Source organism: Saccharibacillus brassicae (assembly GCF_006542275.1).
GTDB lineage: Bacteria > Bacillota > Bacilli > Paenibacillales > Paenibacillaceae > Saccharibacillus > Saccharibacillus brassicae.
Genome location: NZ_CP041217.1, coordinates 3,220,209 through 3,239,668, shown reverse-complemented (window position 1 = coordinate 3,239,668; position 19,460 = coordinate 3,220,209). Strand labels below are relative to the sequence as shown.

At 62.4% G+C, this 19,460-nt stretch carries 16 protein-coding genes; 2 read left to right on the top strand and 14 right to left on the bottom strand.

Annotated elements, in window-relative coordinates:
* Nucleotides 1-188 precede the first annotated feature (188 nt).
* Both FFV09_RS13440 and FFV09_RS13435 read right to left on the bottom strand, forming a co-directional pair.
* Complete coding sequence (locus tag FFV09_RS13440; protein WP_141448307.1) at nucleotides 189-641, bottom strand: DUF4385 domain-containing protein; 453 nt, start codon at nucleotides 639-641, stop codon at nucleotides 189-191.
* 136 nt (nucleotides 642-777) lie between these two features.
* Entirely contained in the window at nucleotides 778-1,848 is a 1,071-nt protein-coding gene (locus tag FFV09_RS13435; protein ID WP_141448306.1) for a lactonase family protein, read from the bottom strand.
* 247 nt (nucleotides 1,849-2,095) lie between these two features.
* Here FFV09_RS13435 and FFV09_RS13430 point away from each other — a divergent pair, with 247 nt between their 5' ends.
* The gene (locus tag FFV09_RS13430) at nucleotides 2,096-3,025 is read left to right on the top strand and encodes an ArsR/SmtB family transcription factor (protein WP_141448305.1); all 930 of its coding nucleotides are present in this window, start codon (nucleotides 2,096-2,098) and stop codon (nucleotides 3,023-3,025) included.
* A 36-nt stretch (nucleotides 3,026-3,061) separates the two neighbouring features.
* On the opposite strand, the gene FFV09_RS13425 is transcribed toward FFV09_RS13430, so the two are convergent.
* The 4 genes from FFV09_RS13425 to FFV09_RS24385 form a co-directional block, all read right to left on the bottom strand.
* A complete protein-coding gene (locus tag FFV09_RS13425) occupies nucleotides 3,062-3,289 on the bottom strand; it encodes a hypothetical protein (RefSeq protein ID WP_141448304.1) in 228 nt (75 codons plus the stop codon).
* Between the two features lie 85 nt (nucleotides 3,290-3,374).
* Nucleotides 3,375-4,766: a DUF4179 domain-containing protein gene (locus tag FFV09_RS13420; protein ID WP_141448303.1), complete on the bottom strand. Its 1,392-nt coding sequence runs from the start codon at nucleotides 4,764-4,766 to the stop codon at nucleotides 3,375-3,377.
* Nucleotides 4,759-5,286: an RNA polymerase sigma factor gene (locus FFV09_RS13415; protein WP_141448302.1), complete on the bottom strand. Its 528-nt coding sequence runs from the start codon at nucleotides 5,284-5,286 to the stop codon at nucleotides 4,759-4,761. The genes FFV09_RS13420 and FFV09_RS13415 overlap by 8 nt, the downstream gene beginning before the upstream one ends.
* A 239-nt stretch (nucleotides 5,287-5,525) precedes the next feature.
* Nucleotides 5,526-5,654, bottom strand: coding sequence for a hypothetical protein (locus tag FFV09_RS24385; RefSeq protein ID WP_281288442.1), 129 nt, complete (start codon nucleotides 5,652-5,654; stop codon nucleotides 5,526-5,528).
* Here FFV09_RS24385 and FFV09_RS13410 point away from each other — a divergent pair.
* Nucleotides 5,646-5,825, top strand: a complete 180-nt coding sequence (locus tag FFV09_RS13410; RefSeq protein WP_141448301.1) for a hypothetical protein — start codon at nucleotides 5,646-5,648, stop codon at nucleotides 5,823-5,825. The two genes, FFV09_RS24385 and FFV09_RS13410, sit on opposite strands and share 9 nt — an antisense overlap.
* Here FFV09_RS13410 and FFV09_RS13405 read toward each other — a convergent pair.
* The 8 genes from FFV09_RS13405 to FFV09_RS13370 all read right to left on the bottom strand — a co-directional run bounded on the left by FFV09_RS13405 (nucleotide 5,815) and on the right by FFV09_RS13370 (nucleotide 19,446).
* A complete protein-coding gene (locus FFV09_RS13405; RefSeq protein ID WP_246098335.1) occupies nucleotides 5,815-6,222 on the bottom strand; it encodes a sigma-70 family RNA polymerase sigma factor in 408 nt (135 codons plus the stop codon). The genes FFV09_RS13410 and FFV09_RS13405 overlap by 11 nt on opposite strands.
* Nucleotides 6,223-6,379: 157 nt before the next feature.
* Nucleotides 6,380-9,373 carry a beta-phosphoglucomutase gene (gene pgmB, locus FFV09_RS13400; RefSeq protein ID WP_141448299.1) on the bottom strand — a complete coding sequence of 998 codons (2,994 nt, stop codon included), beginning with the start codon at nucleotides 9,371-9,373 and terminating at the stop codon, nucleotides 6,380-6,382.
* Nucleotides 9,374-9,770: 397 nt separating this feature from the next.
* Nucleotides 9,771-10,988 (bottom strand): hypothetical protein, encoded by a 1,218-nt coding sequence (locus FFV09_RS13395; RefSeq protein ID WP_141448298.1) that lies wholly within the window; start codon nucleotides 10,986-10,988, stop codon nucleotides 9,771-9,773.
* Nucleotides 10,989-10,995: 7 nt separating this feature from the next.
* Nucleotides 10,996-12,498, bottom strand: a complete 1,503-nt coding sequence (locus FFV09_RS13390) for a glycosyltransferase family 2 protein (RefSeq protein WP_141448297.1) — start codon at nucleotides 12,496-12,498, stop codon at nucleotides 10,996-10,998.
* The gene (locus FFV09_RS13385; RefSeq protein ID WP_141448296.1) at nucleotides 12,479-13,579 is read right to left on the bottom strand and encodes a HEAT repeat domain-containing protein; all 1,101 of its coding nucleotides are present in this window, start codon (nucleotides 13,577-13,579) and stop codon (nucleotides 12,479-12,481) included. Before FFV09_RS13385 ends, FFV09_RS13390 begins: the two co-directional genes overlap by 20 nt.
* A complete protein-coding gene (locus tag FFV09_RS13380) occupies nucleotides 13,576-15,888 on the bottom strand; it encodes a response regulator (RefSeq protein ID WP_170315027.1) in 2,313 nt (770 codons plus the stop codon). Before FFV09_RS13380 ends, FFV09_RS13385 begins: the two co-directional genes overlap by 4 nt.
* Entirely contained in the window at nucleotides 15,881-19,066 is a 3,186-nt protein-coding gene (locus FFV09_RS13375; protein WP_141448294.1) for an ATP-binding protein, read from the bottom strand. The genes FFV09_RS13380 and FFV09_RS13375 overlap by 8 nt, the downstream gene beginning before the upstream one ends.
* Entirely contained in the window at nucleotides 19,063-19,446 is a 384-nt protein-coding gene (locus FFV09_RS13370) for a response regulator transcription factor (RefSeq protein WP_141448293.1), read from the bottom strand. Before FFV09_RS13370 ends, FFV09_RS13375 begins: the two co-directional genes overlap by 4 nt.
* Nucleotides 19,447-19,460: the final 14 nt, after the last annotated feature.

The window sequence follows — 19,460 nt, the reverse complement described above, 5'->3', positions numbered from 1 at the left end:
TGCTCGGCCCCGGCTGTCATCCAAGCCGGATCAGCACGCCTACATACGCAAACAGACCGCGGCTCAACCGCCGCGGCCCGATAAAGATGAAGCAGCCGGTATCCGGCTGTTTTTTGTTTTTTTCGAATACCCTTTTGCAGCAATCTCCGATTTTCAGAAACGTGCAAACCTTCGCCGCCCGGCACGCTTCACTTCTCGTACTTCGCCCGGTGCTCGTCTTTCATCCGCACGTAATCTTCGTCCGTTTTCGCTTTTTCCCATACCTGCTTGAAAATGGCCGCCGATTCGGCTTTGACCGGATCACCTTTGCTTAACGACAGCGTGCCGTTCTCCGCGTACTTGCGGCCGCCTTTGTAGTTGGTGTACCGCCTTGCGCGCGTATAGCCCATCTGCAAAAACTTGCGTGCCATGTCCATGCCGACGAAATCGTCTTCTTCCTTGTAGGCCAGAAACATGGCGTAGATCTTCTCCGACGACTCGCGCGCGATGTCGGGCGTCTTGAACCGCCAGTGCGGCAGAATCTCGCCTTTGTACGGCTGGACGAGCAGCACACCCTGCTCGCCGCGCCCGACGCGGTACAGCTCCGGCTGCTTGCGCAGATCCAGTTGTTCGTAATCCAGTTCGTAGTCGAATGCCTTCATCGCGTCAGCCTCCTTATGCCGTGGCGGGCACGGCGCTCCTGTGATCGGACGATCAGATCGTGAAGATCGGATCGTGAAGATCAGATCGTGAGGATCAGATCGTGAGGATCAGATCGTGAAGATCAGATCGTGAGGATCAGATCGTGACGTCGGCCGCGTCCGGCAGCGGGCAGACGCACACCGGACGATTAAGTTCCAGCGCGAAGCCGGTCGGCGTCAGTCGGCCGTCTTCTTCCCCGATCGCAAAAGAAACGATCTGGCCGCTGTCTTGATGCGCCGCGAGCAAAAATCCGTCCGTAATCGCAAAATGCCTTGGCACGCGGCCGCCCGACGGTACGCGTTCCACAAACGTCAGCCGTCCGTTCGACAGATCGGTCTTGAACTGCGTAATGCTGTCGTCGCCCCGGTTCGAGACGTACACGAAGCGTCCGCACGGCGATACCGCCGTATGCGCCGCCGTATTCGCCGGATCGGACGCCTGCAGCTCGGGCAGCAGCGGTTCGCTCTGGGCCGGCGCCAGGCGCCCGCTTTGCATATCGTAATCCAGCATCGTCACCGTGTTGTCCAGCTCGCCCGTGACGTACGCCCATTTTCCCTTGGGATGAAAAGCCATCGTGCGCGGGCCGGTCCCTCCGGGCAGTTCGATCTCTCCCTGATTGAACAGCCGCTCGTCTTCGAGCGTGTACTGGGCGATCCGGTCGGTTCCGAGATCGGGCGCAAACAGATAGACGCCGTCCGGCGACGAAACGAACGAGTGCGGATGCGGCTCGGTCTGGCGTTCGGGATGCGGGCCGGACCCGGTATGCCGAACCCGGCTCGTCTGTTCGAGCACGCCGCGGTCCCGGACCGCAAACGCGACGACGCAGCCGCCGTAATTGGCCGCGAGCAGCATTTTGCCGTCCGGCGTCGGTTCGACGAAGCACGGCGAAGAACCTTCGGAAGACTGCCGGTCGTTGGGATTCAGTTCTTTGGTGTCCGGGTCGATCGTGTAGGACAGGATTTCGCCGTATTCTTTTTCGCTGACCGCATATAAATTTCTCCGATTCGGGCTTATCGCCAGATACGAAGGATTCTCGATGCCGCCCAGGCCGGATACGACGTGCATTTCGCCGTTCTCCGTGTTCAAGGTGGCGTGAAACAGCCCTTCTTCGGTATCCGAAGCGTAAGTGCCTACGTAAAAATGCCGGGTATGATCCAGTGCCGTCATGTTCTCATTCTCCTTTTATGTCAGCCCGTACTTGCATGCAAAGCGGGCTCGAAATCGTGGTCGGTTTGACTATTATTAACAAAAACCTACCCTTTCTGAAACGAAACCGCCGAAATTCGCCCGGATTCGACAATCAAAATCTCGCAAAACCTTGCGCAATCCGTGCTTTTGCAGACGCCGCATTATATACTGAAAGGAAACGAACCTTTATTCGGATATTGAAAATCGCTACCATTTGGAGGAAGCTATGGAACTGGACATCACCGAACAATCGCTGCCCGTTTACGAAGCGCTCGCCAGCAAAGTCCGACTCAATCTGCTTGCCCTGCTTGCCGAGCGGCCGATGAACGTGCGGGAACTGGCCGAAGCTTCGAACCTCAGCAGCGCGATCATGACCATGCACGTGCGCAAGCTGGAGACGGCCGGGTTGATCCGGACCGAACGGATGGCCGGCCGCGGAGGCGCGCGCAAAGTCTGCTCGCTCGCCGAAGACCGCATCGAAATCACGCTGCCCAAAGCGGGCAGCGACCGGCGTTCCGTGCATCCGGTCAACGTGCCGATCGGCCATTTCACCGATTGGGAAGTCTATCCGACCTGCGGGCTGGCCACGACGGAGAAAATGATCGGCCAATTCGACGACCCGAGATTTTTCCTGTCGCCGGAACGGGTCAACGCTTCGATTCTGTGGTTCGGACAAGGCTTCGTCGAGTATCGCGCCCCGAATTTCCTGCTGTCCAGCCAGACGCCCGAAGAACTGGAAATTTCGATGGAGATTTCGTCCGAAGCGCCCGGCATCGACGAAGACTGGCCGTCGGACATTACCTTCCATCTGAATGGCGTCGATCTCGGCACGTGGACCAGCCCCGGCGATTACGGACGGCGGCGCGGCAACCTGACCCCGGCCTGGTGGCCAAACGATATCAACCAGTACGGACTGCTCAAGCGGCTCAAGATCAACCGGACCGGCACGTTCATGGACGGCACGCCGCTCTCTTCCGTGACGCTGGACCAGATCTCCCCGTCGAGCAAAGAATGGAAGCTGCGAATCGGCGTGCGCAGCGAAGCGCAGCACGTCGGCGGCATCACGCTGTTCGGCACCGGCTTCGGCAACTACAACCAGGACATCCTGTTCCGGCTGTATTACCGGGACGCGCTGAGGCCCGAACCGCAGAGCTGAGCAGTTCCCGCGGCACATAAAAAAGAACCCGCGGCATCATTCCTCGTATGCCGCGAGTTCGTCCTGCAATCGGGCAAGGTCGTTGGCCGCCTGCTCCGCTTCCGTCCGAAGTTCGAGCAGGCGTTCCTGCGGACCGCCGTGCGAGACTTCGATTTCGGCCGCCAACCGCGAGATGCGGTCGTTCAGTTCGCCGATCCGGTATTCCAGATGGGCAACGTCCGAAGACGCTCCGGCCTGCGAGCTGCCCCGCTGCGAATAGGTCATGTGTTCGCTCCCCTTTGCTGCTTTTTACCCACTATAGCGAAAGTTCGGCGGCGAGGCAAACGCTTCTGTATCGGCAGTCTGCGGATCAATCGATCCGCAGGCTGCCTTTTTGCAGGATCGGATTCGGATAATTCTCGATCTCGAACGTCAGCGGCTGCGGCCAGGATTCCGTGCCGATCCCGAAGTAGTCCCGCGTCACCGTGACGTCGCCTTCCGGTCCCGTTGTCATGCGGGAAGTGAAACCCTGCCCGGAAGAATCCAGTTCATGCCGGGCTCCGCTGCCGTCGGTGAACGTACTGCCGAGCAGCATGTTCCCGGCCATGCCTTCGGGAAGGCTGCCGGCTCTTCGGAATGCGATCGATCCGCTGCCGCCGTATTGCGGCTCGGCTGCCTCCACGCTTATCTTCGCATCGGGCGCCCGGATGATTCGCATCTGCTCCGTATCGGCGACAAGCTTCAGCTTGTCCCGTTCCAGGGCGGAAATGCCTTCGATATGCAGCGTGACCGAATCGGGACGGGTAAGCGCCGTACCCGGGAACCGCAGCGCATCGTTCAAGGAACCGACTGTCTCCAGCGTCTCCGCTTCGCCCTTCTGCTCAATCGTAAGCGTCGGTGCAATCAGTCCGAAGATCCGCTTGCTGTTGGAAGCTGCATAATCGATATCGACATAAATCCCGAGCGGCGTGCTCAGCAGGCGCGTTACCCGAATCTCCTGACCGTCGATCGTCAGCACCCGTTCCTGCTGGATCGTCCGTTCCCGCGCGGCAAGCGCCGCCCGATCCAAGGTAAACGGCATCTCGATTTCCGTCCGGTATTTATTCGTGCTGGAGAGCCTGGCCTTCGCGTCGCCGGACGTCAAGATCAACCGAAGCGCGGACGCGGAACCGGCCTGCCCTTCTAACGAGGTAGAAGACAGCACGTGATACGAAGTTCCGCCCGATTCGAGGAGACTCTCTCCGCTCTGCGTACTGCCGCTTTCGGACCCGGAACGGCCGTACACGACCGAAGCGTCGCCGATGCGGGCCTGTTGACCGCTCTTGTTCGTCACGCTGTACAGGACGACCGTCGAGCGGCTGTCCGCCGCCACTCCGTCCAGCGTGACCGTATAACCTTGTCTCTCCACCGTCGTTCCGACCGGCCGCACTTCCCCGCGATTCAAAGCGCTGATCAAGGCGGAATCGCCTTCGGCTGCTTCCCGGAACGCTTCGAACGCGCCCCAATCCCTGTTCGCGGCAATGCGTGCCTCCGGCTCCAGCACGCTTCCCGGACGCAGCGCAGCGAGCGTCAGCAGCAGCGCGGCGGCGAGAACCAGCACTCCGCCGGCGCCGTACAACGTTCTGCGGCGCCGGGCCCGCACGCGTCCCCGGCCGATTCCCTGCCGCGTCGTCCGATCGAGCTTGAACTGCGGCAGTTCGGCGGCCTGTCTGGCGTTGGCTTCGGCGTCCTGGCGCAGTCTGTGCAATTCCCGTTCATTCATGCTCGGCACCTCCCCCTAATTCTTTGCGCAGCTGCTTCAGTCCTTCGCGTACCCAAGTCTTGATCGTGCCTTCGGGCCTGCGCAGCACGGCCGCGATCTCGATCGTCGTCATATCCTGATAATATTTGAGCATCACCGCATGGCGGTATTTGGGCTTCATTTTGCCGAAAGCCCGCTCCAGATCGACCTTATCGTTGCTTTGCATCTCTTCCGCCTGCCGTTCCTCGAACTCCGCGGCCGGAAACGACCGTTTTCTTCGGCGCAGTTCGTCCATGCAGCAGTTGATGACGATCCGGATCAGCCAACTGGACAATCGGTCCGGGTGCTGCAATTTTTTCCGTTTGATCCAGGCCCGGCACGAAGCTTCCTGCACCGCTTCCAGTGCGTCCGCTTCGCTGCGCAGGTAACTCAGGGCGATCGCGTACAGTCTGCGCTGCTGCACTTCGATCCGCCCGAAAAAAAGTTCTTCTTCCGTATGGGCTTCTACGGCCCGCTCCGTCTCCTCCGACGTTTGATCCATCTCCAGTCCCCCTCATCCGATACAAGTAAGACGCCGCATCCGCGCAAAACGATTGATTTATTTTAACGCATCTCCCGAAAAAAAAAGAGCGAGCCAAAAAAACCGCCTCCCGAAGGAGACGGCTGTCCGATCTTTCGCCCGGGGCCTGCGGAGATTCGGCCCATACGGCCACCCGCTCGGACGTCGTCTTTATTTGAGCTTCTCATGCTTACGGCTGCCCCGCCGTGCGACACGACCGTTTACCCGTTTTTGGTTACGGTCAATTTGGCGCCGATCAATCGCGATACGGTTTTGTCGTTGGCCGCATCCGGTACCAAGACGAGATAGTCGCGCTGCGGCGTGATCAGCGCCTGTTCGACATGCAGCACCTGTCCGTCCACGGTCAGCGTCTGACCGGCAGCCAGATTCTGCTCAAGCCGCCCGCCTTCATTCGGGCCGATCTTGACTTCCGTCGCCAGTACAGCCAGACACTTGCTGTCGTCGTAACCCGGATTATCGTCGCCGCGGAATACCGGTTTGCTTCGCCGTTCACCGCTTGAGCGCTTTGGGCAGCCAGCTCTTGATCGTGCCTTCCGGCTCGTTCGGGATGCGTGCGATCTCGACCAGCGTCAGATCCTGCTCGTATTTCAAGATGACGACATGCCGGTGCTTGGCGGGAAGCTTCGCCAGCATGCGATCCAGATCGATCCGGTTCGAACTGACCATTTCAGCTGCCCGATCCTCGCCCGCCCGATCCGAAGGAAAGATTCTTTTGCGCCTTCTCAGTTCGTCCATGCAGCAGTTGATCAGAATTCGGGTCATCCACGGCAGGAAGGCCGATTCGTCCTTGAGCGATCTGCGTTTGATCCAGGCTTTGCAGGACGCCTCCTGCAGCGCATCCGCTTCATGATGCAGGTAACTGAATCCGATGCCGTATAGACGGCCGACAGACCTCAAACGGTTTTCGAACAGGGAAAATAAAACAAAAAAAACCGCGCTTCTCCCCCCGGAAGGAGAAAAGCATGGTCTCGCGGCACAAGCCGCTCGGTTCGTTATATTCGGTTCATGATTCGGTATATCGTTCGGTTCGTTCCGCTTGGCAAAAGACGTCCGCTTACCCTCTCAGGTCGCGCTTCGGAAACTCGTTCATCCATTCGCGCAGCAGCGCGGGCGTCAGGTCGGCCGGCGAGTCCACGTGGTGGTCGGCGTCCGGCAGCGTCTCTGTCGTCCCGATGCCCACGGCCGGCATGCCGGCGCGGTGGATCGAGATCACGCCGGCTTCGGCGTCTTCGATCCCGATACAGCGCAGCGGATGGACTCCGACGCCTGCGGCGGCGTTCAGGAAGATTTCGGCGTCCGGCTTTTGCAGCGCGACCGCACCGGCATCCGCGACGTAGTCGAACAGGTCGGTGACGCCGAGCCGGTCGAGCACGGTCGGGGCGTTGCGGCTGGCGGAAGCGAGCGCCGTGCGAATACCGTCGCGGCGCAGCGCTTTGAGCAGCTTGCGCACGCCCGGCAGCAGTGCTTCCGGTGTCAGCGTCGTCAGCAGTTCTTTGTACCGTTCGTTTTTGCTGTGGGCGAGCTTCTCCATCTCTTCCGGCGAATAGGTCCGGTCTCCGTTCTGGAGAATGAGCTTCAGCGAAGTCATGCGGTCCACGCCTTTGAGCTTCTCGTTATGCTCGCGGTCGAACGGAATGCCCAGCTCGTCGGCCAGGTCTTTCCACGCCTGATAATGCAGCTCGGCCGTATCGGTGATGACGCCGTCCAGATCGAACAGCACTGCGCCCAGTACGCGGTTCGGCAGCGTCAGCTCTTCTTCCAGATTCACGTCGACGCCGAAATGCTCCAGCTTGATCGGATCGCCTTCGAGCAGACGGTACGTCGTCGATTCCTGCGTCGCATTGACGTACAGACGGCGGCCTTTCCATTTGACGGAGAAGCTGCAGCGTTCCCACTGCCCCGGCAGCAGCGGACGGAAACTCAGCTTGTCCAGATCCTGCTTCATGCCGGCGAAGCCGTTGACGATCGCGAGGCGGCTGCCGGCCATCGCCGCGGCATGAATGCCGTCTTTGACGTTGCCGTGCGTGTCGTCCAGGTCAAGGCGCGACGTCTCCATGAAGAACTCGTACGCCTGATCCATATAGCCGAGCTCGGACGCGACCATCGAGTGTACGCAGGCCGACAGCGACGAATCGTGCGTCGTCAGGCCTTCGTAGTACAGATAGCCCCGCGCTTTTTCCGCAAGCGTGAACCGTTCGGGCTGTACGTGGAACGCGAGCACCAGATCGGCCTGCTTCAGCACTTGATGCCGGTAAATGTCCATCGGGTGATAATGCAGCAGCAGCGGATATTTCTCTTTCGGCGTGTTGGCGAAATCCCACGGCGCTTTGTGCAGGAACGAATCGTCCTGGCCGATCATGCCCTGATCGCGGTAGATGAACATTTCGGCCGCCATTTTGCGCCACGAACCCATCTCCGCGTCGGTGACCTGCAGCCGGTCGCACAGTTCCTCGCAGCGTCCTTCGTGCATTTCTTTCATCTCTTCCAGCAGCTGCACCGTATACTCGAACTGATCCTGTACCATGACGTTCGTATAGGCGTTGTTGTTCACGAGCGCGGTATACTCGTCCGGTCCGGTGACTCCGTTGATGCAGAAGCCGCGTCCCGGAATGAAGCTGCCGTAGCCCGCGAAGAAGCGGCTCGTCTCGATCAGGATCTCCAGCCCGTTGCCGTACTTGTAGTCCGGATCATCCACCGCTTCGTTATACAGCTTGATCGCGTGGGCGATATCGGCGTTGATATGCAGTTGCGCCGTGCCCGCCGGGAAGTAAGCGGACGTCTCTTCGCCGCTGATCGTCCGCCACGGGAAAAGCGCGCCTTTGAAATTCAGTTCCTCGGCACGTTTGCGCGCTTCGGGCAAAATGTAATACCGGTAATCCAGCAGCTTGCGCGCGATCTCCGGTTCGGTATGCAGGAAGAACGGGAACACGTACATCTCGGTATCCCAGAAATAATGCCCTTCGTAGCCTTCGCCGGTCAGCCCTTTGGCCGCCATGTTGGTCCGGCCGTCGCGGCCGACGGATTGGAACACGTGATACGCGCTAAAACGCAGTCCCTGCTGCAGCGCGTCGTCGCCTTCGACGACGATATCGGCGGACAGCCAGAATTCGTCGAGAATGCCTTCCTGAATCGCCGCGTAGTTGTCGTAGCCCCGCTCCATCGCTTCGTCGAGCTGGCGAATGCCTTCTCTCCACAGGTCGCCGGTGTTCGGCTCTTCCGAAGCATGGTACGTCACGTATTTTTCAAGCACGAATTCGTCTCCCGGCTGCGCCGATACCGTAAAGCGCTTCTCGACCCGGCCGCTCGACGCATCCGTCTCCAGCTCGTATTCGCCGCCGCTGAATTTATGTTCGGCCGCGCACGCCACGTGAAAGCCGGTTACCCGCGTACGCTGCATGATGCCGGCATACGTCTGGTTTTCGCGCATTTCAAGCGTCGTCAGCACGGGACCCGAGAACGAAGAACCCGAACGCGGATCGCCCGACGACGACTGGTTGACGACGTTGCCGTCGATCTCCGATTCGAAGCGGATCTTGCCTTCGAAGTTCATCGGCTTGACCGTGCAGCGCAGCAGCAGCAGATGCGGATCGTCCAGCGAAGCCATGCGTTCGAAGATGATCTCCACTTCGCGCCCTTCGAGCGAACGCCACTGGATCGAACGGGTCACGGTGCCTTTTCTCATGTCGAGCTGGCGCCAGTAGCCGAACAGCGTGCCCTGGAACATATGCACCGGCTCGTCTTCCAGCCAGATTCGGATGATCTGGGCGTCGGCGACGTTCAGCATCGTCTCGCGGTCGCGCGCGGACCCGTACGTCTCCTCGCCGTAGACGATCGGAGCCGATTCGTAAAATCCGTTGATGTAAGTGCCCCGCAGCGACGTGCCGAGCGGGCCGTAATAGCCTTCCTCGAAATTGCCGCGCATGCCGATATGACCGTTGGCCACGGCGAAAATCGTCTCGTCGCGCAAATTCTGTTCGGTATCCAACGTATGTTCGGTTACCGTCCACGGTTCGTACGCATAGATCGGTCCCCCGGATGAATGCTTCATTGATTTTCCTCCCATTCCCAATCGTTCTCTGTCACACAGACTCCCGCTCTATTACCCATTTGGCTCCCGGTAAGTAACTCCTGCGGGGGCAAAAGAAACGTAAAATTAAAGAGAACGCATTCATTTTTTTAGAAAAAACGCCCTGTTTTCTGCAACGAATCGCGCGGCGGCGGCGTTCGCTCCCCATAAAAAGAGAGCCTTCGCCGTTAGCGAAGACTCCAAGTCAGGGTTGTGTTGAAAGGGCTTACATCTGCATTATAAATCGCTCTTCCCTTTTTGGGAATCCCTATTTTGCCAATATCGAGGAAAAAATTTTGAATTCATCGATAAATGACTTGAAAGAGCTCCACATGCTTCGATTGATCTTGTTTATGCCTTTTTTTCTCGGCTGCCGTTCTTACTCCGCCTGCGGCAGCTCGGACGCTTCGCGCAAAATTTGCCGCATCATCGGCACGTACACGTCCCAGTAGAACGCTTCTTCGCTGCCCGGCTTGTCGAACGTGAACCAGCTTTTGAACGCCGGCCAGCCCGCGTAGCGGCGCCAGAACGGATAACCGTCCCGATCGGCGTAATCGCCCGCAAAATAATAGCTGACCTGCCCCGGAGCCGGCGCGGCGGTCGCACCCGCGGCAACCGCGGCGCCTCCGGCTCCGGCTTCGCGCCGGAGTACCGCCGGGAAGCGCTCGCGGATTCCGTGCTCGGCGAGCAGCGCCCGCCCGTTGCCGGTCAGCCGCAAATCGTACTCCGCCAGCACTTCGCTGCCTTCCGCCGCCGTCACGATATCGAACCAGTAATTGTAGCCGTTCTCCGGGCTCATGCCGAAGCGCTCGCGGCCCGCCTCGGTAAAGGCGATGCGCGCGCCTCCGTCCGTCTCCGCGCCTTCGCGCAGTACGAACAGGTCGCCGTCTTCCTGCACGAACAAAAATCCGGCGCCCGCGTAATTCCAGTCGCGCCCGGTCACTTCCCGGTAGCGGCCCGGCACCCAGGCCGGCACTTCGACGCCCGCCGTCAGGTCGGGGAAGTAACGGGCGGTCCAGCCTGTCCATTTCATGCCGAGCAGCGCGCTCGCCCGGTCGCGCACCGCGTCTTCCGTCGGTGCCGCGACCGAATTGAATTCGGCCGCAAGCATCGTCCCCCGCGCCGCGGCCGCTTCCAGCACGTTGACGTCGAGCGTCTTCATGCCGCCTGCCTGACCCTGCGGGGCGCGGCCGCCGGCATTGGCCGGAACGTCGCCGTCCTCGCCCTCGTCCGCTTGGCCAGCCTGCGCTTCGGCAAGCCCGTACGTATCGGCCACGTAGATCAGCTGCGTATCGGCCGGCATGTCCGCAAGCGTACGCTCTTCCGGCCGCACGCCGCCGGTCGGCAGCTGGCTGCCGTAATAGTCGCGGTCGTACAAATATTTGCTGCCGTCCGCCATGCGGTATTTCTGTTGGTTCAAGATCCAGAACAAGCCTTTGTGTTCCCGGTAGCTGTCGTCGTTGACCGTCTTGTCCAGCACGGCGATATTCAGCGTCCGGGCCGGCTTCACTTCCCAGACGATCCAGGGCAGCAGCACAAGCAGCATCAGCGCCGCAAGCCCGGCCCAGAAGCGGGGAAAAGGTTTTTTCGTTTTCACTGGCCGCTCACTCCTTCTTTTTCGGCGGCGCGGCCGCGGGACCCGGCACGATGCCCGGCTTTTTGGCTGCGCCGAGCACGTTGACCCGGGTCATCTCGCCCCAGCTGTGCTTTTTGCCGCGAATGGCCTGGATCAGTCCCTGGGCGCGCCAGATCGTCAGCACCGGACGGTACCAGAACGACTCGGACAGCGCGTAGAGAAACATGCGTACCACGTCGCGAATCCGGTTGTAATTGTGAAAACGCCATTCTTCGAACAAGACGGCGCCCGTCGAGACGAGCGAGCCGAACAGCAGCATCATCAGCGCAAGCGACAGCGACACCTGAATATTGAGCCGGTCGAGGAAAAAGCCGAAAATGACCGTCGCGTAACCGAACAGTTCGACCAGCGGGCCGAGCAGCTCGATAAACAGGAACATCGGCATCGACAGCATCCCGACCCGGCCGTAGCGCGGGTTGAGGATCATCTTTTTGTGCGTCCAGATGCTCTCGAACAGTCCTCGCTGCCAGCGGGTCCGCTGCCGGCGCAAAATGGTAAAGCTCTCCGGCGCTTCTGTCCAGCAGACCGGCTCGGGCACGTACACGATGCGCGCCTTGCTTTTTTTCCTTCGAATCTCCGCGTGCAGGCGCACGGTCAGCTCCATGTCTTCCCCGATCGTGCCCGTCTCGTAGCCGCCGGCTTCGATGACCCATTTTTTGTTGAACACGCCGAACGCGCCCGAGACGAGCAGCAGCATATTGTACCGGCTCAGTCCGATCCGTCCCATCAGGAAGCCGCGCAAATATTCGATGACCTGCATAATGACGATCGGATTTTCCGACAATCGCACGTTCCGGCTGTCCAGATACCCGCTGTCGACCACGCTGCCGTTGGCGATGCCGACGCTGCCGCCGGTTGCGATGATCTCTTCACCGGGACGTGCGTCCATGATCGGTTTGACCACTTTGATAAAAGCGTCCGCGTCCAGCACCGTGTCTCCGTCGAGCGACACGAAGTACGGATAGCGCGAGACGTTGATGCCGACGTTCAGCGCGTCCGCCTTGCCTCCGTTCTCCTTGTCCACGAGCACGAGGTTCGGATGGCGGAGCGAGCGGTAGACGCCGCGGATCGGCTTGGTCTCGCGCTTCAGCCCGGCAAACGGCACGCGGCCCTTGATCTCCGTCATGTCGAATTCTTCGATCATGATCTCGGCGGTGCGGTCTTTGGAACCGTCGTTGACGACGACGATCTCGAACTGCTTGTAATTGATGCCGAGCAGCGAACGCACGCTGCCGACGATATTGACGTCTTCGTTGTAAGCCGGCACGACGATGCTCAGCGGCGGCACAAGCTCCGTCTCCAGTACGGTGCTGTACTGGATCGGGCTCAAGTCGCGGTCGCGCCACAGGCTGCGCGCGGCCGAGCCGTACATGAAGATGTAGATGGCGGCCGACAGCCCGACGTACACCATGATCGCATAGCCGAATATCCGGTGGCCCTGCATCAGAAGTTCAACCCACGTTTCGCTCATAAGCTCTCCTCTCCAGCGTCTCTACGGCCATGTCTCTCGCGAAACGGTCCGGATGTTCGTCCGCCACGCGGCGAATACGCTCCAGCCCACTGCGGTAAGCCGACAGCGCGGCCGCCGCTTCCCGCCGCACCTCGTAGGACGGGTCGGCCATCAGCCGCTCCAGATGCGCGGCGAAACGTTCTTCGCGCACGGCTCCGGCCAGGCGCGCCTGCATCATCCGCTCCGGCCAGGCGACGTTCTCGCCGCCGGCCATCCGGGCTTCGAGGCGGTCGGCCGCTTCCTCCGTCATATAGCCGAAATTGGCCAGCGCCTTGAGCGCCCGGATACGCGTCTCGTTGTCTTCCGAGACCATGCAGCGTTCGAGCAGCGCCAGCACTTCGGCCGTGCGGATATTGCCGAGACGCAGCGTATCGAGCACCGAGCGGCGGATACGGATCGGCAGTTCGTCGAAGTCGGCGATCAGCCGGGCGGCCAGCTCTCCGCGCAGCGGACGCAGCACCTGCAGCAGCTGCAGCTCGGAGAACCGGTCGGCGGCCAGCTGCAGATGGTCGAACGTCTCTTCCAGTTGAAGCGAAGACAGCGAGCGGACGATCAGGAACCGTTCGTCGTCCGCTTCGGCTCCCGGGCCGAGTTCGCCCAGACGGCGCAGCAGGCTGTCCTTCAGCTCCCGGATGCGGAACTTCTCGATATGCAGCAGGGCGTTCATGCGGTCGCTCCAGCGTCTGCGCGTCAGCAGATGGGCGTATTCTTCGGCAAAATAATCGGCCGCGAAGACATAGATCCGCTCGCGTTCCGATTCCGAGGCGCTGACGGCGAGCCGGTCCAGCAGCGCTTCTTCCAGCGCTTCCCGGCGCAGCCCGGCGCCGGACGCGTACAGGCTGCGCGTCCGCTCCCCGCTGCGCAAATATTCGCCGAGCGGCGAATCGGGCGAAGACAGCTGCCCGATTGCTTCTTCCACCTGCGCGCGGTGGCGGGCGCGCAGAAATTTGCGTTCGATCAGATACAGCAGGATCAGCAGGATGACGAACACGATCGCGGCGCTGGCGATCCAGATCGCGCGCAGAACGACGGAATCGATCATGAAGGCATCCCTACCTTCCCGATCAGCCGGCGCACTCGCGCTTCCAGTTCGACCATGCTGAACGGCTTCGTCATGTAATCGTCCGTGCCGGCCCGGATCGCTTCCGCGATGCCGCGCTCGTCGCCGACGCCGGTCAGCATGAGCACGGTGTAGACCGGCGCGTAATCGCCGCTGCGCAGCCGGGCCAGCACTTCCATGCCGTTCATCCGGGGCATCATCCGGTCCAGCACGAGCAGGTAGCGGGACCCTTCGGCATGCCAGGGATCGCTCAGGAATTCTTCGCCGTCGGCGAAAGAGCGAATATCGATCGGGTATTCTTCTTCCAGGCTCTGGAGCTGGCGTTCCAGAATGGTGCGGATCAGCGGATCGTCGTCGATCAGTGCCAGCCTCAGCTGGCGCGAAGCCGCCGTTCCCGCCGATCCTTCCTGCCCCCGCGGCAAGCCGGAACGCTCCGCCGACGTCTCAAGCGCCCGAAGCGCGCCGGACAGCGCTTCCTGCTGCGTATCGTCGGCTCCGACGTCCACTACGCCGCAGATCGCTTCGCTCTCGTCGAACCCGAGCGGCCCGAGCCGATCGGCCTGCAGAATCTCCCGCAGGAACTCGGCGCTCCGCCCGGCTTCGAGACCCGGCTGCAGCAGGTAGAAACGGTTCGAGCGGTCTCTCGCCCACACGTCGCGCGGGCGAAGCTGCCGGCGCACCGCGTCGGAGAACGCGCGCAGCAGCCGGTCGCCTTCCCGGTAGCCGGTCCGCTCGTTGAAGCGGCGCAGCCCTTCGAGTTCTACCGCCGCCAGCGCAAGCGGCTCGCCGCCCGGTTCGAGCAGGCCGATCTGCCGCGTCAATTCGCGCTCCAGAAACGGCATGCCGTAGGCGCCGGTCGTCTGATCGAGCAGCAGCTGCCCGGTAATCCGCCGGCGGCGGCGGGTCAGGCGCCGGATGCGCACGACGAATTCTTCCGGATTCATCGGCTTGGTCAGGAAATCGTCCGCGCCTTCTTCATAAGCCCGCAGACGCGTCTCGTCGTCGCTCTTGGCCGTCATGAGCACGATCGGAATCATGTACCGATCGCACAGTTCGCGCAGCCGCCCGATCAGCTCGAAACCGGATTGTCCGGGCAGCAGCACGTCCAGCACGGCGCAGTCCGGCCGCATCTCGTAGAACCATTCCACCGCCTTGTCGAAGCGCGGCGTCGCGAACACGGTGAAGCCCCGCTCTTCCAGCACGTCTTTGAGCAGGGCGAGCAGCCCCAGATCGTCGTCGAGCAGCAGCACGGTGCCTTCCGACGATTCCGGCAGGGTGCCGAAGCTGCCGCCGGCGGATGCGGCGGCGGGCGATGGCATGGCGGATGGCGGAAGGGCCGGCGATGAGGCGGACGGAGGACCGGCCGATTGCGGACCGGCAGAAGGCGGCAGAGCCGACGGCGAAACGGTCGATGGCAAAACGGCAGAAGGCGGCAGAGCTGACGGCGAAACGGTCGATGGCAAAACGGCAGAAGGCGGAAAATCCGATGACGGTAAGGCCGACGATGCTTCGCGATCGGAAGACCCCGCTTCGTAGGTGGACGGTTTGCGTTGTCCGGCGGCGTCGCCCGGATCGGCTGCCGCTTGAGCCGCTTCGTCCGGCTGTTCCGTGCGCCGGCCCAGCCGCTCGCGCAGGCTGGCGGCCAGTCCGCGGATCTTGCCGCCGGGCGGCGAAGCTTCCGGAGACGGCGTCTCCGGGGCTGCGCCCGCTTCCGGCCCGGCCTCCGGTGCCGGTCCCGAATGCGCTCCCGCATTCGGGGCCGACCCGGCCGGAGCGCCGGCCTGCGGCCCGTTTGCGGCCGCGGCGGTTCTCTCCGCCGCTTCGCGGGCGGCTCGGGCGTCCTCTTCGCCGGTACCGGAACCGGCGGCCGCGCCGGGCCGGTCTCCGGCACTTGCATCGGCACTTGCACCGCCGTTTGCACCGCCACCTCCGCCGGCACTTGCGCCGGAATGTGCGCCGGCGCCCGGAGCTTCCGGCAGCGGCGGGTAAGGCCGGGCCGGAGGCTCCGTCTCCAGCGCCGCGTCCAGCAGGGCGGACAATTCGGCCAGCTCGGCGGACAGCTCGGCTCCGCCGAACGTCCGCTCGCCGTCTTCGCGGAACCGTTCCAGCAGCCGCAGCGCCGACTCGTACCAGGCCTGCAGCCCGATCGTGCCCGACGTACCCTTGATCGAATGCAGCAGCCGATAGACGGATCGTTCGTCCGTGCGGGCGTCGGGGGCCAACATCCGGCCCAGATTCTCTTCCATTTGACCGACAAACAACTTCTGATATTTATTCATGTATTTATTCATGCCGTTCCCCTCCTTCATCCGGCCGGATCTCCACGATCGCAAAGTCCGATTCCACTTCGATCTTCCGTACGTCCAATCCGTGATGTTCGAGCGAAGCACGCGCCATCGGCTCGCTCGGCAGCGGCAGCGCGAGCGAACCGGCATCGCGGCCCGCTCCCGTCAGCCGCTGTCCGAGCGCGAGCAGCTCTTTGACGGTGAACGGCTTGCGCAGATACTTCTCGCTCTCCGATTCCGCGTACCCGTCCGGCGGATCGAGCGCGGACGAGATCGCGATCGGCACGCGGCGCAGTTCCCCGTCGGCGGCAAGCCGGCGGATAAAGTCCCATCCGCCCAGTTCGCCGGCCAATACGAGATCGACTACGCACAGGTCCGGCACCCCTTCGGCGCGACCTTGCTCCAGGGCGAGCAGCGCCGTCTCCGCTTCGGAGAAACGGGAGACCCGGCGGCCTTCGCCGAGGAACGCTTCTTCGATCAGGCGGCCGAGACCTTCGTCGTCTTCCAGAATGAGCACGGTGCCGGCGGTCTGCGCCAAGGCCAGCGCCGGAAGCGAGAAGCGGAACGCGCTGCCTTCGCCGAGCGTGGAATCGAAGCCGATCTCGCCGCCCAAGCCTTCGACCATCTCCTTGACGATCGCGAGGCCGAGCCCCGTCCCGCCGATCTGACGGCGATCGGAATTGTCCACGCGGTAGAACTTGCCGAACAGCTTGGGCTTCGCTTCGTCCGGAATGCCGAGGCCGTAATCGCGGATCTCGACAATCCAGCGGCCGTCTCCTTCCGGCGAACCGTCCGCTTGGGACGGACTTCCGAGCCGGATGGAACAGTCGACGAAGGAGGCGCCCGGCGAATATTTGATCGCGTTGCTCAGCAGGTTGTGCAGCACCTGCTTCAACCGGTCGGCGTCGCTGCGCACCGCGCACGGTCCTTCCGGCAGGGACAGGCGTACGGCATGTCCTGCGCGGCCGTCCCACTGCGCGGCGACGTCTTCCGTCACCGTTCTCAGGTCAAGCGGCAGCGTGCGGTAAGTCTGCTTGCCGGCTTCGATCCGCTGCAAATCGAGGAAATCCCCGATCAGCCCGGACAGCCGCTTCGCTTCCCCGTGGATCGTGCTCAGGTATTTCTGCGCCTTCTCCGGCTTGACGCTGCGGTTCAGCATAATCTCGGCAAAGCCGAGGATGCTGGCGAGCGGCGTGCGCAGCTCGTGCGACACGACGCTGACGAACTCGTCGCGCAGCCGGTTCGTCTCTTCTTCTTCCGTCCGGTCGCGGAACACGAACAGGCGGACGTCGCCCCAGACCGCGTCTTCGATCCGCTGCACGTACACTTCGAAATACTTCGCCGGGCGTCCAGGCGGCTCGAACGCATACCGCGCCCGGCCGCCGTCCAGCCCCGATTCCAGCACGCCGCGAATCCGTTCGCCGCCATCGCCCCCGATGCCGAGCTTCTCGTTCATCTCGTCCATCGTGTCGGCAAAATTCCGGCCCGTACGGAAGATCGGGTCCAGCAGTTCGCCGGTGATCCGGTTGCACATGAGAATCTCGCCGCCCGGGCTGCAGACGATCAGCGCTTCGTGGATCGAATCGACGACCTGCTGCGTCGAATCGCGCTGGTCGCTCAGATTGCGCTTCTCGCGTTCCAGCTCCCGGTTGAGCCGCTCCATCTCCCGGCTCTGCCGCTGCCGCTGCGCCTGCGTCAGCTGCGCGAACAGCGCTCCGATGAACTGCCGGATCAATCCGTCCGCCAGTTCTTCTTCGCCTTCTTCCGCCGAACGGTCGCCGTACAGCGTCAGCAGCAGGAAGCCCGCGGGACGTTCTTCCCCGCCTCCGTCGTACACCGGATAATACGTGTCCACGGCCGTCTCGTAAGCGCCGTGGGCGCCCCGCTCCGCGCCCGACAGCGGACGCCGCCGCGCGATCGGGCGATTCGTCCGGATCGCCTGCAGCGCCGGGCCGGCCGGTTCCCCGCCGAACTCTTCGGCCGACAGCGGATAGCCCCCGCTGTACAGCACTTCGTAGCCCTGCTCGCCGAAGCGGTCGAGAATGCTGCGGCGGACGTTCTCTTCGTCCGTCCCGCCTGTATGCCGGTTCGACGCGCCGCGGTCTTCCGCCGCTTCGCCGCGCATGACGAGCATACCGGCATCCCGCCCGGTCACGCTCAGCAGCTGCCCGATCGCCTGCTCCAGAAAATCGCCCAGATCCGTCAATCCGACGAGCGACCGCTGGTAGGCGTTGATCGCTTCCAGCTGCGCTTCCCGGCGTGTCAAGCGCTCCAGCGTCCGCTCCAGCCGGCCGCGCTGCTCCAGAATCTGTTCGTTCTGGGCTTCCAGCTCGTCGTTCTGCGCTTCCAGTTCTTCGCGCTGTTCTTCCATCTGAACCAGATTGTCTTCCAGCGCATGCTGCCGGCTGCGAATGCCTTCGGCCATGCGCCCGATTCCGCCGAGCAGGCTGCCGATCTCGTCCTGCCGCGCGGCGCCGGCGAGTTCGACGATCTCGCCGCGCTCGATCCGCCCGACCGCCGATTCGGCGTCCACGACCGGTGCGATAAACGCCCGGCGCAAATACCGGATCAGCAGCATCGCCGCTCCGAGCGCCGCCGCCAGCGCAAGCGCCGGCACGATCAGAATCGCGCGCCCGAGCGTGCGCACCCGATCGGTCAACGACTCGATCTGCTCCCGCTCCTGATTGACCAGACTGGAGAAAGCCGCTTCCATGCGCCGCACGAGCGAACTGCCTTCCGAAGCCGACAAGTCCGCCAGCGCTTCGGCATCGTCCGCCTGGATCAGGCTCAGCGCCGTGATCGAATAGCGGTCGAACCGTTCGTTCAGCTGCGCCAATTCCCGCACGCTTTCCGCTCCGCCCGACGTCTCCGCGGCGTACGCTTCGTTCAGCGCGCGAAACAGCCGGTCGTACCCGTCCCGCGCCGACATCTTCTGCCGGTAGAGGTCTTCGCGTTCATAGGCGGCATACGCCCGCAGATAAGAGACCGATTCGAGGAATTCGCGCTCGGTATCCTGCAGCAGGTTCAGCCGCTCGATCCGTCCGTTCAGACCGTCGGACAACGACGCGTACTGCCGGTGCACGACCAGTTCGGCCGCCGCCAGCAGCACGCCCAACACGAGAAACAGCGCCAGCGTCCCGTACGTGATCCGCCGCGACAATCCTCCGGAGACGCCCGCCTTCATGACGGACGGCTCTCGGTCAGCTTGCGGACGATCTCCGTCAGTTCCACCGGACTGAACGGCTTGGACACGAACATCGAGACGCCGGCCTGCATGGCCGCCTCGCGGTCTTTCCCTTCGGCTTTGGCGGTCAGCAGGATGACGGGCTTGTCCGCGTTCGCCCCGCCTTCGCCGCGCAGCCAACGGCACACTTCGATTCCGGTCGCCTCGGGCATCATATAATCGAGGATGATCAGGTCGTATTCGCCGTACCGCAAACTGTCCATCGCGATCCGGCCGTCTTCGGCTTCGTCGATATCGAATCCTTCGTCTTCCAACGTTTCCGTCAACAAAAAACGCAGTACCATTTCGTCTTCGGCGATCAGAATTTTTTTGCGGGTCATCTCGGCCACTCCGT

Coding starts and splice junctions, on each gene's coding strand:
- FFV09_RS13430 (WP_141448305.1), top strand. CDS start 2,096: ATGGAACTGGACATCACCGAACAATCGCTGCCCGTTTACGAAGCGCTC.
- FFV09_RS13440 (WP_141448307.1), bottom strand. CDS start 641: ATGAAGGCATTCGACTACGAACTGGATTACGAACAACTGGATCTGCGC.
- FFV09_RS13410 (WP_141448301.1), top strand. CDS start 5,646: ATGCAGCACCTGTCCGTCCACGGTCAGCGTCTGACCGGCAGCCAGATT.
- FFV09_RS13380 (WP_170315027.1), bottom strand. CDS start 15,888: ATGAATAAATACATGAATAAATATCAGAAGTTGTTTGTCGGTCAAATG.
- pgmB (WP_141448299.1), bottom strand. CDS start 9,373: ATGAAGCATTCATCCGGGGGACCGATCTATGCGTACGAACCGTGGACG.
- FFV09_RS13375 (WP_141448294.1), bottom strand. CDS start 19,066: ATGAAGGCGGGCGTCTCCGGAGGATTGTCGCGGCGGATCACGTACGGG.
- FFV09_RS13435 (WP_141448306.1), bottom strand. CDS start 1,848: ATGACGGCACTGGATCATACCCGGCATTTTTACGTAGGCACTTACGCT.
- FFV09_RS13415 (WP_141448302.1), bottom strand. CDS start 5,286: ATGGATCAAACGTCGGAGGAGACGGAGCGGGCCGTAGAAGCCCATACG.
- FFV09_RS13385 (WP_141448296.1), bottom strand. CDS start 13,579: ATGATCGATTCCGTCGTTCTGCGCGCGATCTGGATCGCCAGCGCCGCG.
- FFV09_RS13390 (WP_141448297.1), bottom strand. CDS start 12,498: ATGAGCGAAACGTGGGTTGAACTTCTGATGCAGGGCCACCGGATATTC.
- FFV09_RS13370 (WP_141448293.1), bottom strand. CDS start 19,446: ATGACCCGCAAAAAAATTCTGATCGCCGAAGACGAAATGGTACTGCGT.
- FFV09_RS13425 (WP_141448304.1), bottom strand. CDS start 3,289: ATGACCTATTCGCAGCGGGGCAGCTCGCAGGCCGGAGCGTCTTCGGAC.
- FFV09_RS13420 (WP_141448303.1), bottom strand. CDS start 4,766: ATGAATGAACGGGAATTGCACAGACTGCGCCAGGACGCCGAAGCCAAC.